Origin of the sequence: Escherichia sp. E2748 (assembly GCF_005781125.1) — a bacterium.
Classification (GTDB): Bacteria; Pseudomonadota; Gammaproteobacteria; order Enterobacterales; family Enterobacteriaceae; genus Escherichia.
Genome location: NZ_VATP01000008.1, coordinates 84,644 through 99,176 on the forward strand (window position 1 = coordinate 84,644; position 14,533 = coordinate 99,176).

General features: G+C 53.3%; 16 protein-coding genes. 14 read left to right on the forward strand and 2 right to left on the reverse strand.

The genetic code is table 11. From position 1 onward, the window contains the following. Positions 1 to 187: 187 nt before the first annotated feature. The 3 genes from livJ (at position 188) to ataT (ending at position 2,241) form a co-directional block, all read left to right on the forward strand. The gene (livJ, locus tag FEK42_RS09540; protein WP_130209078.1) at positions 188 to 1,291 is read left to right on the forward strand and encodes a branched chain amino acid ABC transporter substrate-binding protein LivJ; all 1,104 of its coding nucleotides are present in this window, start codon (positions 188 to 190) and stop codon (positions 1,289 to 1,291) included. 149 nt (positions 1,292 to 1,440) lie between these two features. After that, on the forward strand, positions 1,441 to 1,707 hold the full coding sequence (ataR, locus tag FEK42_RS09545; protein ID WP_001277106.1) for a type II toxin-antitoxin system antitoxin AtaR: 267 nt from the start codon (positions 1,441 to 1,443) through the stop codon (positions 1,705 to 1,707). 6 nt (positions 1,708 to 1,713) lie between these two features. Further along, positions 1,714 to 2,241 carry a type II toxin-antitoxin system toxin acetyltransferase AtaT gene (gene ataT / locus FEK42_RS09550; RefSeq protein ID WP_000342453.1) on the forward strand — a complete coding sequence of 176 codons (528 nt, stop codon included), beginning with the start codon at positions 1,714 to 1,716 and terminating at the stop codon, positions 2,239 to 2,241. Here ataT and panM read toward each other — a convergent pair. After that, a complete protein-coding gene (panM, locus tag FEK42_RS09555) occupies positions 2,238 to 2,621 on the reverse strand; it encodes an aspartate 1-decarboxylase autocleavage activator PanM (protein ID WP_135493069.1) in 384 nt (127 codons plus the stop codon). The genes ataT and panM overlap by 4 nt on opposite strands. A gap of 423 nt (positions 2,622 to 3,044) precedes the next feature. On the opposite strand from panM, the gene livK reads away from it, so the two are divergent. From livK to ugpQ, 11 genes are all read left to right on the forward strand, one after another. Further along, a complete protein-coding gene (gene livK / locus FEK42_RS09560; RefSeq protein WP_135408145.1) occupies positions 3,045 to 4,154 on the forward strand; it encodes a high-affinity branched-chain amino acid ABC transporter substrate-binding protein LivK in 1,110 nt (369 codons plus the stop codon). Positions 4,155 to 4,201: 47 nt separating this feature from the next. Next, complete coding sequence (gene livH / locus FEK42_RS09565) at positions 4,202 to 5,128, forward strand: high-affinity branched-chain amino acid ABC transporter permease LivH (RefSeq protein WP_001295111.1); 927 nt, start codon at positions 4,202 to 4,204, stop codon at positions 5,126 to 5,128. Next, positions 5,125 to 6,402, forward strand: coding sequence for a branched chain amino acid ABC transporter permease LivM (livM, locus tag FEK42_RS09570; protein WP_135493068.1), 1,278 nt, complete (start codon positions 5,125 to 5,127; stop codon positions 6,400 to 6,402). Before livH ends, livM begins: the two co-directional genes overlap by 4 nt. Next, positions 6,399 to 7,166 (forward strand): high-affinity branched-chain amino acid ABC transporter ATP-binding protein LivG, encoded by a 768-nt coding sequence (gene livG / locus FEK42_RS09575; RefSeq protein ID WP_135493067.1) that lies wholly within the window; start codon positions 6,399 to 6,401, stop codon positions 7,164 to 7,166. Before livM ends, livG begins: the two co-directional genes overlap by 4 nt. Position 7,167: 1 nt before the next feature. Beyond that, positions 7,168 to 7,881 (forward strand): high-affinity branched-chain amino acid ABC transporter ATP-binding protein LivF, encoded by a 714-nt coding sequence (gene livF / locus FEK42_RS09580; RefSeq protein ID WP_000416895.1) that lies wholly within the window; start codon positions 7,168 to 7,170, stop codon positions 7,879 to 7,881. A 117-nt stretch (positions 7,882 to 7,998) separates the two neighbouring features. After that, positions 7,999 to 8,745 carry a tetratricopeptide repeat protein gene (locus tag FEK42_RS09585; protein ID WP_135410757.1) on the forward strand — a complete coding sequence of 249 codons (747 nt, stop codon included), beginning with the start codon at positions 7,999 to 8,001 and terminating at the stop codon, positions 8,743 to 8,745. A 359-nt stretch (positions 8,746 to 9,104) separates the two neighbouring features. Beyond that, positions 9,105 to 10,421 carry a sn-glycerol-3-phosphate ABC transporter substrate-binding protein UgpB gene (gene ugpB, locus FEK42_RS09590; RefSeq protein WP_135559215.1) on the forward strand — a complete coding sequence of 439 codons (1,317 nt, stop codon included), beginning with the start codon at positions 9,105 to 9,107 and terminating at the stop codon, positions 10,419 to 10,421. Positions 10,422 to 10,518: 97 nt separating this feature from the next. Beyond that, positions 10,519 to 11,406, forward strand: coding sequence for a sn-glycerol-3-phosphate ABC transporter permease UgpA (gene ugpA / locus FEK42_RS09595; protein WP_000099289.1), 888 nt, complete (start codon positions 10,519 to 10,521; stop codon positions 11,404 to 11,406). After that, positions 11,403 to 12,248: a sn-glycerol-3-phosphate ABC transporter permease UgpE gene (gene ugpE, locus FEK42_RS09600; RefSeq protein ID WP_135490447.1), complete on the forward strand. Its 846-nt coding sequence runs from the start codon at positions 11,403 to 11,405 to the stop codon at positions 12,246 to 12,248. The genes ugpA and ugpE overlap by 4 nt, the downstream gene beginning before the upstream one ends. A 1-nt stretch (position 12,249) precedes the next feature. Beyond that, positions 12,250 to 13,320, forward strand: coding sequence for a sn-glycerol 3-phosphate ABC transporter ATP binding protein UgpC (gene ugpC, locus FEK42_RS09605; protein ID WP_135493066.1), 1,071 nt, complete (start codon positions 12,250 to 12,252; stop codon positions 13,318 to 13,320). Then, positions 13,317 to 14,060, forward strand: a complete 744-nt coding sequence (gene ugpQ, locus FEK42_RS09610; protein WP_135493065.1) for a glycerophosphodiester phosphodiesterase — start codon at positions 13,317 to 13,319, stop codon at positions 14,058 to 14,060. The genes ugpC and ugpQ overlap by 4 nt, the downstream gene beginning before the upstream one ends. Here the strand turns inward: ugpQ and FEK42_RS09615 are convergent. After that, complete coding sequence (locus tag FEK42_RS09615; RefSeq protein ID WP_130209058.1) at positions 14,047 to 14,487, reverse strand: DUF2756 family protein; 441 nt, start codon at positions 14,485 to 14,487, stop codon at positions 14,047 to 14,049. The genes ugpQ and FEK42_RS09615 overlap by 14 nt on opposite strands. Positions 14,488 to 14,533 lie beyond the last annotated feature (46 nt).

Consider the following 14,533-nt stretch of genomic DNA (forward strand, 5'->3'; position numbering starts at 1 on the left):
GCAAAACGCCAATCCCAACGCAGATTGTTAATAAACTGTCAAAATAGCTATTCCAATATCATAAAAATCGGGTATGTTTTAGCAGAGTATGCTGCTAAAGCACGGGTAGCCATGCATAAAACGAAATAAAGTGCTGAATAACAACATCACAACACACGTAATAACCAGAAGAATGGGGATTCTCAGGATGAATATAAAGGGTAAAGCGTTACTGGCAGGATGTATCGCGCTGGCATTCAGCAATATGGCTCTGGCGGAAGATATTAAAGTTGCGGTCGTGGGCGCGATGTCTGGTCCGGTGGCCCAGTACGGTGACCAGGAGTTTACTGGCGCAGAGCAGGCGGTAGCGGATATCAACGCCAAAGGCGGCGTTAAAGGCAACAAACTGCAAATCGTAAAATATGACGATGCCTGTGACCCGAAACAAGCGGTCGCGGTGGCGAACAAGGTCGTTAACGACGGCATTAAATACGTGATTGGTCACCTCTGTTCTTCATCAACGCAGCCAGCGTCTGACATCTACGAAGACGAAGGCATTTTAATGATCACCCCAGCGGCAACCGCGCCAGAGCTGACTGCGCGTGGCTATAAGTTGATTATGCGCACCACCGGCCTGGACTCCGACCAGGGACCGACGGCGGCGAAATATATTCTTGAGAAAGTGAAACCGCAGCGTATTGCTATCGTCCACGACAAACAACAGTACGGCGAAGGTCTGGCGCGTGCGGTGCAGGACGGCCTGAAGAAAGGCAATGCTAACGTGGTGTTCTTTGATGGCATCACCGCTGGGGAAAAAGATTTCTCGACGCTGGTGGCGCGTCTGAAGAAAGAGAATATCGATTTCGTTTACTACGGCGGTTACCACCCGGAAATGGGGCAAATCCTGCGTCAGGCACGCGCGGCAGGGCTGAAAACTCAGTTTATGGGGCCGGAAGGCGTGGCTAACGTCTCGCTGTCTAATATCGCGGGCGAGTCAGCGGAAGGGCTGCTGGTGACCAAGCCGAAGAACTACGATCAGGTTCCGGCGAACAAACCGATTGTTGACGCGATCAAAGCGAAAAAACAGGATCCAAGCGGTGCGTTCGTCTGGACCACCTACGCCGCGCTGCAATCTTTGCAGGCGGGCCTGAATCAGTCTGACGATCCGGCGGAGATCGCCAAATACCTGAAAGCGAATTCGGTTGATACCGTGATGGGACCGCTGACGTGGGATGAGAAAGGCGATCTGAAAGGCTTTGAGTTCGGCGTATTTGACTGGCACGCCAACGGCACGGCGACCGATGCGAAGTAACAGATAGATAAATGAAAATGCCCGATGCGCTTAACGGCTATCGGGTTTTTTTGTGTTTGTCGAAATGGTTGTAGAAAGATTAAACAATCCAGGATATGCTTATTGTACGGTGATGTGCCGTACATATTATACGGAGCAGGAGAGTTCACATGTCTGCTGTTAAAAAGCAGCGTATCGATCTGCGTTTAACTGACGATGATAAAAGTATGATTGAGGAAGCGGCAGCGATATCTAATCAGTCCGTCAGCCAATTTATGTTGAACAGCGCTTCACAGCGGGCTGCGGAAGTGATTGAACAGCATCGGCGGATGATCCTCAATGAGGAATCCTGGACGCGGGTGATGGATGCGCTGAGTAATCCCCCGTCACCAGGTGAAAAGCTAAAACGCGCGGCAAAACGTCTTCAGGGAATGTAATAATTTATGGATGATCTGACGATAGAGATTCTGACCGATGATGCAGATTATGATCTACAGCGATTCGACTGCGGCGAGGAAGCGTTAAATCTCTTTCTGACGACACATCTGGTTCGTCAACATCGCAATAAAATTCTGCGAGCGTATATCCTTTGTCGCAACACTCCAGAACGTCAGGTGCTGGGATATTACACATTATCCGGCAGTTGTTTTGAACGAGCCGCATTGCCCTCGAAATCGAAACAGAAAAAAATTCCCTACAAAAATATTCCCAGCGTCACTCTTGGGCGTCTGGCAATTGATCGTTCATTACAGGGGCAGGGATGGGGAGCAACATTGGTTGCTCATGCCATGAAAGTCGTCTGGTCAGCCTCTTTAGCGGTAGGTATTCACGGTCTTTTTGTCGAGGCGCTGAATGAAAAAGCCCATACGTTTTATCAGTCGCTGGGCTTTATCCCGCTGGTCGGAGAAAACGAAAATGCGTTATTTTTCCCAACCAAATCCATTGAACTGCTTTTTACACAGAGCGATTAACGCTTCTCCCAGCCGTCCTGTTGTGCCGTAAACCCCAATGCCTGCATAAACGCTGTCATCACGCTGCGGTCTTCCACGCCAGCATCCGCCATCCACCAGCCTGAAACGCCAGGATTGTTACGCAAAGCCTCTTCCAGCAGATATTGCCCTACACCGCGACGCCGGGTGACTTCCCGCACGCGCAGGGAATCCAGTGCTCCCTCGGTGCCGCTTAAGGTTACCCGCACGGCCGCGAGCAGACGCTCGTTAAAACGCGCGGCGTAGATACGGTGGTTATCGTCAATCTGTAAAGAGGAAGGGGAATACTCCGGCCAGATCTTTTGCAGGTCAATCCGGTCCTGGTCGCTAAAGTTTTCTAATCGAATGATGGTCAGCTTCATGGGTAACCCGTGTAAATCACAAAAGTGGAACCAGTGTAGCGAAATAATTTAATCGGAGGCTTTCTCTTTTTTATTTCTTTTGGCAGGTGATTAATTTTTTTTCAGCAATAATTACAAATTAAAAACATTAGAGAATGAAAATTGTCCAGCATAATCCCCTGATGGGTAGTGAATTGTTCCGCCCTTTATGCCGTTATTTTATGCTGACAACGACGCTTTTTTCTGTTTATCTATCAACATATTCAGAATATTATCTGTTCTTAATCGACTGAAAAATAGGGATTTTAATCGCTATTATCACAATATACTGCGCTAAACCCTTAATCAGACAGGTAAAAACAGTGCAGTATAAAAAAAGAACAGTCTGATTTCTGAATACATAAAAACAAAGCAGCACAACATTACGAGTGGGGATTTTGAATAATGAAACGGAATGCGAAAACTATCATCGCAGGGATGATTGCACTGGCAATATCACACACCGCGTTGGCCGACGATATTAAAGTTGCCGTTGTCGGCGCGATGTCCGGCCCGGTTGCCCAGTGGGGCGATATGGAATTTAACGGCGCGCGTCAGGCAATCAAAGACATCAATGCCAAAGGGGGAATTAAAGGCGATAAGCTGGTTGGCGTGGAATATGACGACGCCTGCGACCCGAAACAAGCCGTTGCGGTCGCCAACAAAATCGTTAACGACGGCATTAAATACGTTATTGGTCATCTGTGTTCTTCTTCTACCCAACCTGCGTCAGATATCTATGAAGACGAAGGTATCCTGATGATCTCGCCGGGAGCGACCAACCCGGAGCTGACCCAACGCGGTTATCAACACATCATGCGTACTGCTGGGCTGGACTCTTCCCAGGGGCCAACGGCGGCAAAATACATTCTTGAGACGGTGAAGCCCCAGCGCATTGCCATCATTCACGACAAACAACAGTATGGCGAAGGGCTGGCGCGTTCGGTGCAGGATAGTCTGAAAGCGGCTAATGCCAACATCGTTTTCTTCGACGGCATTACCGCTGGCGAGAAAGATTTCTCTGCGCTGATTGCCCGCCTGAAAAAAGAAAACATCGACTTTGTTTACTACGGCGGTTACTACCCGGAAATGGGGCAGATGCTGCGCCAGGCCCGTTCCGTTGGCCTGAAAACTCAATTTATGGGGCCGGAAGGTGTGGGTAATGCGTCGCTGTCGAACATTGCCGGTGATGCCGCCGAAGGTATGTTGGTCACCATGCCAAAGCGCTATGACCAGGACCCGGCAAACCAGGGCATCGTTGATGCCCTGAAAGGCGACAAAAAAGATCCAACCGGCCCCTATGTCTGGATCACCTACGCGGCGGTGCAATCTCTGGCGACTGCCCTTGAGCGTACCGGCAGCGATGAACCGCTGGCGCTGGTGAAAGATTTAAAAGCTAACGGTGCAAATACCGTGATTGGGCCGCTGAACTGGGATGAAAAAGGCGATCTTAAGGGATTTGATTTTGGTGTCTTCCAGTGGCACGCCGACGGTTCATCCACGGCAGCCAAGTGATCATCCCACCGCCCGTGAAATGCGGGCGGGTTTAGAAAGGTTACCTTATGTCTGAGCAGTTTTTGTATTTCTTGCAGCAGATGTTTAACGGCGTCACGCTGGGCAGTACCTACGCGTTGATAGCCATCGGCTACACCATGGTTTACGGCATTATCGGCATGATCAACTTCGCCCACGGCGAGGTTTATATGATTGGCAGCTATGTCTCATTTATGATCATCGCCGCACTGATGATGATGGGCATTGATACCGGCTGGCTGCTGGTGGCGGCGGGATTCGTCGGCGCGATAGTCATTGCCAGCGCCTACGGCTGGAGTATCGAACGGGTGGCCTATCGCCCGGTGCGTAACTCTAAGCGCCTGATTGCACTCATCTCGGCAATCGGTATGTCCATCTTCCTGCAAAACTACGTCAGCCTGACCGAAGGTTCGCGCGACGTGGCGCTGCCGAGCCTGTTTAACGGTCAGTGGGTGGTGGGTCATAGCGAAAACTTCTCTGCCTCTATTACTACCATGCAGGCGGTGATCTGGATTGTTACTTTTCTCGCCATGCTGGCGCTGACGATTTTCATTCGCTATTCCCGCATGGGTCGCGCCTGTCGTGCCTGCGCGGAAGATCTGAAAATGGCGAGCCTGCTTGGCATTAACACCGACCGGGTGATTGCGCTGACCTTTGTGATTGGCGCGGCGATGGCGGCGGTGGCGGGCGTGCTGCTCGGTCAGTTCTACGGCGTCATTAACCCCTACATCGGCTTTATGGCCGGGATGAAAGCCTTTACCGCTGCGGTGCTCGGCGGGATTGGCAGTATTCCGGGGGCGATGATTGGCGGCCTGATTCTGGGGATTGCGGAGGCGCTCTCTTCTGCCTATCTGAGTACGGAATATAAAGATGTGGTCTCATTCGCCCTGCTGATCCTGGTGCTGCTGGTGATGCCGACCGGTATTCTGGGTCGCCCGGAGGTAGAGAAAGTATGAAACCGATGCATATTGCAATGGCGCTGCTTTCTGCCGCGATGTTCTTTGTCCTCGCTGGCGTCTTTATGGGCGTGCAACTGGAGCTGGATGGCACCAAACTGGTGGTCGATAGCGCTTCGGATGTCCGTTGGGAGTGGGTGTTTATCGGCACGGCGGTGGTCTTTTTCTTCCAGCTTTTGCGACCTGCTTTCCAGAAAGGGCTAAAAAGCGTTTCCGGACCGAAGTTTATTCTGCCAGCCATTGATGGCTCCACGGTGAAGCAAAAGCTGTTCCTCGTGGCGCTGCTGGTGCTTGCGGTGGCGTGGCCGTTTATGGTCTCGCGCGGGACGGTGGATATCGCCACCCTGACCATGATCTACATTATTCTCGGCCTCGGGCTGAACGTGGTGGTGGGGCTTTCCGGCCTGCTGGTGCTGGGGTACGGCGGCTTTTACGCCATCGGCGCTTACACCTTTGCGCTGCTCAATCACTATTACGGCTTGGGCTTCTGGACCTGTCTGCCGATTGCTGGATTAATGGCAGCGGCGGCGGGCTTCCTGCTTGGTTTTCCGGTGCTGCGCTTGCGCGGTGACTATCTGGCGATCGTTACCCTCGGTTTCGGCGAAATTGTGCGCATATTGCTGCTCAATAACACCGAGATTACCGGCGGCCCAAACGGTATCAGTCAGATCCCGAAACCGACTTTCTTCGGCCTTGAGTTCAGCCGTACCGCCCGTGAAGGGGGCTGGGACACCTTCAGTAATTTCTTTGGCCTGAAATACGATCCCTCCGATCGCGTCATCTTCCTCTACCTGGTGGCGTTGCTGCTGGTCGTGTTCTCTTTGTTCGTCATTAATCGTTTACTGCGGATGCCGCTGGGCCGCGCGTGGGAAGCGTTGCGAGAAGATGAAATCGCCTGTCGTTCGCTGGGCTTAAGCCCGCGTCGTATCAAGCTGACTGCCTTTACCATCAGCGCTGCGTTTGCCGGTTTTGCCGGAACGCTGTTCGCGGCGCGTCAGGGCTTTGTCAGCCCGGAATCCTTCACCTTTGCCGAATCGGCGTTTGTGCTGGCGATAGTGGTGCTCGGCGGTATGGGATCGCAATTTGCAGTGATTCTGGCGGCTGTTCTGCTGGTGGTGTCGCGCGAATTGATGCGTGATTTCAACGAATACAGCATGTTAATGCTCGGTGGTTTGATGGTGCTGATGATGATCTGGCGCCCGCAGGGCTTGCTGCCCATGACGCGCCCGCAACTGAAGCTGAAAAACGGCGCAGCGAAAGGAGAGCAGGCATGAGTCAGCCATTATTATCTGTTAACGGCCTGATGATGCGATTCGGCGGCCTGCTGGCGGTGAACAACGTCAATCTTGAACTGCACCCGCAGGAGATCGTCTCGTTAATCGGCCCTAACGGAGCCGGAAAAACCACGGTCTTCAACTGCCTGACCGGATTCTACAAACCCACTGGCGGCACCATTTTACTGCGCGATCAGCATCTGGAAGGTTTGCCAGGTCAGCAAATTGCCCGCATGGGCGTGGTGCGTACCTTCCAGCATGTGCGTCTGTTCCGCGAAATGACGGTGATTGAAAACCTGCTGGTGGCGCAGCATCAGCAACTGAAAACCGGGCTGTTCTCTGGCCTATTGAAAACGCCTTCTTTCCGTCGCGCCCAGAGCGAAGCGCTCGATCGCGCCGCCACCTGGCTTGAGCGCATTGGTTTGCTGGAACACGCTAACCGTCAGGCGAGTAACCTGGCCTACGGTGACCAGCGCCGTCTGGAGATCGCCCGCTGTATGGTGACGCAGCCGGAGATTTTAATGCTCGACGAACCGGCAGCAGGTCTTAACCCGAAAGAGACGAAAGAGCTGGATGAGCTGATTGCCGAACTGCGTAACCATCACAACACCACTATCTTGTTGATTGAACACGATATGAAGCTGGTGATGGGAATTTCAGACAGAATCTACGTGGTCAATCAGGGGACGCCGCTGGCAAACGGTACGCCGGAGCAGATCCGTAATAACCCGGACGTGATCCGTGCCTATTTAGGTGAGGCATAAGATGGAAAAAGTCATGTTGTCCTTTGACAAAGTCAGCGCCCACTACGGCAAAATCCAGGCGCTACATGAGGTGAGCCTGCATATCAATCAGGGCGAGATTGTCACCCTCATTGGCGCGAACGGGGCGGGGAAAACCACCTTGCTCGGCACGTTATGCGGCGACCCGCGCGCCACCAGCGGGCGAATTGTGTTTGATGATAAAGACATTACCGACTGGCAGACGGCGAAAATCATGCGCGAAGCGGTAGCGATTGTCCCAGAAGGGCGTCGCGTCTTCTCGCGGATGACGGTGGAAGAGAACCTGGCGATGGGCGGCTTCTTTGCTGAACGCGACCAGTTTCAGGAGCGCATAAAGTGGGTGTATGAACTGTTTCCACGTCTGCATGAGCGCCGTGTTCAGCGGGCGGGAACGATGTCCGGCGGTGAACAGCAGATGCTGGCGATTGGTCGCGCGCTGATGAGCAACCCGCGTTTGTTGTTGCTTGATGAGCCCTCGCTCGGTCTTGCGCCGATTATCATCCAGCAAATCTTCGACACCATCGAGCAGCTGCGCGAGCAGGGGATGACTATCTTCCTCGTCGAGCAGAACGCCAACCAGGCGCTAAAACTGGCGGATCGGGGCTACGTGCTGGAAAACGGCCATGTGGTGCTCTCCGATACTGGCGACGCGCTGCTGGCGAATGAAGCGGTGAGAAGTGCGTATTTAGGCGGGTAAATTATCGAATACCCGGCAGCCAGCTTCTGTCGGGTATTCGTCCGTATACAGACTTGTTTCGACTGACCAGGAGGATTAAAACCAGACCACTTATTTGCCACGGAAAGGTTCCCTCCCATGCATTATGCTGTTGTCGCCATGCTTGAACTGCTTTGCTGTATTCACGCTTACCGTACCGGACAAGAGCGGTATTGGATTTTTATCATCTTCTGTTTTCCGGTGATTGGTTGCGTGGCGTATTTTGTCATGGTGATGCTGCCTGAAACGGGCGCTGACCGTCACGGGCGTACTTTGCTGATGCGTCTGCAGGACACAATCAGCCCGGAACGCCACCTGCACAAATTAACCGAAGAGCTGGCGATTGCGAAGACCAATCAAAACCATTATGCGTTGGCTAATGAACTGGCGCGCCTTGGGCGCTATCACGAAGCCGTTCCCCATTATCAGCAGGCGTTAAGCGGGATATTCGTCCATGAAGCGGCAATGATGTTGAGCCTGGCGCAGGCACAATTTGCCATCCAGGAGTTCGCCGCCTGCCAGCAGACGCTGGAAGATGTGATGCGTTATAACCCCGATTTTCAGTCGGCAGACGGGCATTTATTGTTCGCCAGAACCTTAGCCGCCCAGGAAAAATACGCTGATGCGGAAAGCGAGTTTGAGGTGCTTGTTTCTTATTACCCCGGCCCGCAGGCGCGTATTTACTATGCGGAAATGCTGGCGAAAATGAGTCGACTACGTGAAGCCAACGAGCAGTATGTTGCTGTGGTTGATACGGCTAAACGCTCAAGACCTCATTATAGAAAACACCACCGGGAATGGATTAAGACCGCCAATGAACGACTGAAGCAGAGTGTGGTGCGATGAAAATCTTCTTTGCCGTTAGACCAGTGTAGCGGCAATCCATTGTTAAAATTGAAAAATGCACTTCTCATCGGGCAGCAAAACTGGACGCAGAATTTGCTGCCATTTTTGCTCTTCATGGTAAGGCGTTCTGGCGATTAGAAGGTCGTTAATCGCCTCTTTTCAGTGCATTCTTGGGATATCCGTGCCCCATCTCCCATTTTCCCTCACCCGCACCGTCACCGCCTTGTCATCTTTCTGACACCTTACTATCTTAAAAATGTAACAAAAGAGTTATTTTTCTGTAATTCGAGCATGTCATGTTACCCCGCGAGCATAAAACGCGTGAATTCGCGCATTCGGTACAACAAGAGAGATAATCAATGAAACCGTTACATTATACAGCTTCAGCACTGGCGCTCGGACTGGCGTTAATGGGCAATGCGCAGGCAGTGACGACCATTCCGTTCTGGCATTCTATGGAAGGGGAACTGGGGAAGGAGGTGGACTCTCTGGCCCAACGTTTTAACGCCGAAAACCCGGATTACAAAATTGTACCGACCTATAAAGGCAACTACGAACAGAATTTAAGCGCGGGGATTGCCGCATTCCGTACCGGTAACGCGCCGGCTATTTTGCAGGTTTATGAAGTTGGCACCGCCACCATGATGGCGTCGAAAGCCATTAAACCGGTGTATGACGTGTTTAAAGAGGCGGGGATTCAATTTGATGAGTCGCAGTTTGTGCCGACGGTTTCAGGTTACTACTCCGACAGCAAAACGGGCCACTTACTCTCCCAGCCGTTCAACAGCTCGACCCCCGTTCTCTATTACAACAAAGACGCCTTCAAGAAAGCAGGGTTAGACCCGGAACAGCCGCCGAAAACCTGGCAGGATCTGGCTGACTATGCCGCGAAACTGAAAGCCTCCGGCATGAATTGCGGCTACGCCAGCGGTTGGCAGGGCTGGATCCAACTGGAAAACTTTAGCGCCTGGAACGGTCTGCCGTTTGCCAGCAAAAACAACGGCTTTGACGGCACAGACGCGGTGCTTGAATTCAACAAGCCGGAGCAGGTGAAACACATCACCATGCTCGAAGAGATGAACAAGAAGGGCGACTTCAGCTACGTCGGGCGTAAGGATGAATCCACCGAGAAGTTCTATAACGGTGATTGCGCAATGACGACAGCCTCTTCTGGTTCTCTTGCCAACATTCGCGAGTACGCCAAATTCAACTACGGCGTAGGCATGATGCCTTACGACGCCGATGCGAAAGGTGCGCCACAAAACGCCATTATCGGCGGGGCCAGCCTGTGGGTGATGCAGGGCAAAGATAAAGAAACGTATACCGGCGTGGCGAAGTTCCTCGACTTCCTCGCGAAGCCAGAAAACGCTGCCGAGTGGCATCAGAAAACCGGTTATCTGCCAATCACCAAAGCAGCGTATGACCTGACCCGTGAGCAGGGCTTTTACGAGAAAAACCCCGGGGCGGATACCGCGACGCGTCAGATGCTGAACAAGCCGCCGTTGCCGTTCACCAAAGGGCTGCGTCTGGGCAACATGCCGCAGATCCGCGTGATTGTGGATGAAGAACTGGAAAGCGTGTGGACCGGTAAGAAGACGCCACAGCAGGCGCTGGATACCGCCGTTGAGCGTGGGAATCAGTTGCTGCGCCGCTTTGAGAAATCGACGAAGTCTTAACCAGTGAAATGTCGGGTGCGCTTCGCTTATCCGACCTGCCATCGTGTGTAGGCAGAATAAGCGAAGCGTATCCGGCACAGTTCAGGAATTAACCGTAATGTCATCATCCCGTCCGGTGTTTCGCTCGCGCTGGCTGCCTTATTTGCTGGTCGCGCCGCAGCTCATCATCACCGTTATCTTTTTTATCTGGCCTGCGGGCGAAGCGTTGTGGTACTCGCTACAAAGCGTCGATCCGTTTGGTTTCTCCAGCCAGTTTGTCGGCCTGGATAACTTCGTCACGCTGTTCCATGACAGCTACTATCTCGACTCCTTCTGGACGACGATAAAATTCAGCACCTTTGTCACCGTCAGCGGTTTGCTGGTGTCGTTGTTCTTCGCGGCGCTGGTGGAGTACATCGTGCGCGGCAGCCGTTTCTATCAAACCTTAATGCTGCTGCCGTATGCCGTGGCTCCCGCCGTTGCCGCCGTATTGTGGATCTTCCTGTTTAACCCCGGTCGCGGGCTGATCACTCATTTTCTCGCAGAGTTCGGCTACGACTGGAACCATGCGCAAAACAGCGGTCAGGCGATGTTTCTGGTGGTATTTGCCTCGGTGTGGAAGCAAATCAGCTACAACTTCCTGTTCTTCTATGCCGCGCTGCAATCCATTCCCCGTTCGTTGATTGAAGCCGCAGCCATCGACGGCGCAGGTCCAATTCGCCGCTTCTTTAAGATTGCGCTGCCGCTTATCGCCCCGGTGAGCTTCTTCCTGTTGGTGGTGAACCTGGTGTACGCCTTCTTCGACACCTTCCCGGTGATCGACGCCGCCACGTCCGGCGGGCCGGTTCAGGCCACCACGACGCTGATTTATAAGATCTACCGCGAAGGCTTTACCGGACTGGATCTGGCTTCGTCTGCCGCGCAGTCGGTGGTGTTGATGTTCCTCGTCATCGTGCTGACGGTGGTGCAGTTCCGCTATGTTGAAAGCAAGGTGCGTTACCAATGATTGAGAACCGTCCGTGGCTGACAATATTCAGCCATACCATGTTGATCCTCGGGATCGCGGTGATCCTCTTCCCGCTGTACGTGGCGTTTGTCGCGGCGACGCTGGATAAACAAGAAGTCTACGCCGCGCCGATGACGCTTATTCCCGGCACGCATCTGCTGGAAAACATCCACAATATCTGGGTGAACGGGGTCGGCACGAATAGCGCGCCGTTCTGGCGGATGTTGCTTAACAGCTTTGTGATGGCGTTCAGCATTACGCTCGGCAAAATTACCGTCTCGATGCTCTCGGCATTTGCCATTGTCTGGTTTCGTTTTCCGCTACGTAACCTCTTCTTCTGGATGATTTTTATCACCCTGATGTTGCCGGTTGAAGTGCGTATCTTCCCGACGGTGGAAGTCATCGCCAACCTGAAGATGCTCGACAGCTACGCTGGTTTAACGCTGCCGCTGATGGCCTCGGCGACCGCTACCTTCCTGTTCCGCCAGTTCTTTATGACGCTGCCGGATGAACTGGTGGAAGCGGCGCGGATCGACGGCGCGTCGCCAATACGTTTCTTTTGCGACATCGTTTTTCCGCTGTCAAAAACCAATCTGGCGGCGCTGTTTGTGATCACCTTTATTTACGGCTGGAACCAGTATTTGTGGCCGTTGTTGATTATTACCGACGTTGATCTCGGCACCACCGTGGCAGGGATTAAAGGGATGATCGCCACTGGCGAAGGTACAACGGAATGGAACTCGGTGATGGCGGCGATGTTGTTAACCCTGATCCCACCAGTAGTGATTGTTTTAGTGATGCAGCGTGCCTTTGTGCGCGGCCTGGTCGATAGTGAGAAATAAGATGGCAGGACTGAAATTACAGGCAGTAACCAAAAGCTGGGATGGCAAAACCCAGGTCATTAAACCGCTGACCCTTGATGTGGCGGATGGTGAATTTATCGTGATGGTCGGGCCGTCTGGCTGCGGGAAATCGACGTTATTGCGAATGGTGGCCGGACTGGAGCGGGTAACGACGGGCGATATCTGGATCGACCGCAAGCGTGTCACTGAAATGGAGCCGAAAGATCGCGGAATTTCGATGGTATTCCAGAACTACGCGCTCTATCCGCATATGAGCGTTGAGGAGAACATGGCGTGGGGGCTGAAAATCCGCGGCATGGGCAAGCAGCAAATCGCCGAGCGCGTTAAAGAAGCGGCGCGTATTCTGGAGCTGGACGGCCTGCTCAAGCGCCGCCCGCGCGAGCTTTCCGGCGGTCAGCGCCAGCGTGTGGCGATGGGGCGCGCGATTGTGCGTGAGCCGGCGGTGTTCTTGTTTGATGAGCCGCTCTCTAACCTCGATGCCAAGCTGCGCGTGCAGATGCGTCTTGAACTACAACAACTGCACCGTCGCCTGAAAACAACTTCACTCTACGTTACCCACGATCAGGTTGAAGCGATGACCCTCGCCCAGCGAGTGATGGTAATGAACGGCGGTGTTGCCGAACAGATTGGCACGCCAGTTGAAGTCTACGAAAAGCCCGCCAGCCTGTTTGTGGCGAGTTTTATCGGCAGCCCGGCGATGAACCTACTGGCTGGCCGCGTGAATAACGAAGGCACGCATTTCGAACTGGATGGCGGTATTGCGCTGCCGCTAAACGGTTACTATCGCCAGTATGCCGGGCGTAAAATGACCCTCGGTATCCGCCCGGAACATATTGCGCTAAGTTCGCAGGCAGAAGGCGGCGTGCCACTGGTGATGGACACGCTGGAGATCCTCGGCGCTGATAATCTGGCACACGGACGCTGGGGCGAACAGAAGCTGGTGGTGCGACTGGCGCATCAGGAGCGCCCGACGGCAGGCAGCACGCTGTGGCTGCATCTGCCGGAAAATCAGCTACATCTTTTTGATGGTGAAACAGGACAACGAGTATGAGTAACTGGCCTTATCCCCGCATCGTCGCTCATCGTGGCGGCGGTAAGTTGGCCCCGGAAAACACCTTGGCGGCAATCGACGTAGGGGCAAAATACGGTCATAAGATGATCGAATTTGACGCGAAGTTATCGAAAGATGGCGAGATCTTCCTGCTCCATGACGATAATCTCGAACGTACCAGCAACGGTTGGGGCGTTGCGGGCGAGCTGAACTGGCAGGATTTACTGCGCGTGGATGCGGGCAGTTGGTACAGCAAAGCGTTTAAAGGTGAGCCGCTGCCGTTGCTTTCGCAGGTGGCGGAACGCTGTCGCGAACATGGGATGATGGCGAATATCGAAATCAAGCCCACCACTGGCACCGGGCCATTAACGGGCAAAATGGTATCGCTGGCGGCGCGCGAACTGTGGGCAGGTATGACGCCGCCGCTGCTGTCATCGTTTGAGATTGATGCTTTAGAAGCCGCACAATTGGCGGCACCGGAACTGCCACGTGGTTTATTGCTTGATGAGTGGCGCGACGACTGGCGCGAACTGACCGCGCGGCTGGGCTGCGTCTCTATTCATCTCAATCATAAGTTGCTCGATAAAGCGCGAGTGATGCAGTTGAAAGACGCTGGACTGCGGATTCTGGTGTATACCGTCAACAAACCCCAGCGCGCGGCAGAGTTGCTGCGCTGGGGCGTGGATTGCATCTGTACCGATGCGATTGATGTGATTGGTCCGAACTTTACGGCCCAATAGTTTTCAACGGAATGTCAGGCTGCGACGTGCTGGGCGGATTCAGCATGTCGCCGTTTTTCCTCTCTTGCAGCATATGCTGCTGATTTAGCGAACTATCCGGATTATGGTTACTGTTTAACATCCCGCCGTTGGTGTTGGGCAGCATTTGCTGCCGGGCAGGATTTAGCTCCCCTGGCTGCGACTGCAATACCCGCTGAGAGTTGCTATTAATCTGATTTTCTAAATGCTGCTGTTGCAATTGCGTCTGAGTTTTCAGTTGCTGATTCAGCATCCCTTTTTGCTGGATTTGCTGAGTCTGCATTTGAGTTTGCATCCGCTGCTGGCTGGGGATCTGATACCCCGGCTGGTTAGGATTATTCAGAGTATTAATGGGCTGTGCAAAGCCGACAAACGGCAGGAGTGCCGTCAAAAGCAGAAGTCGTTTCATCGCGTATCCTCCTCTGAAGATATCCTTTAAGTTTACTCGCTTCCCG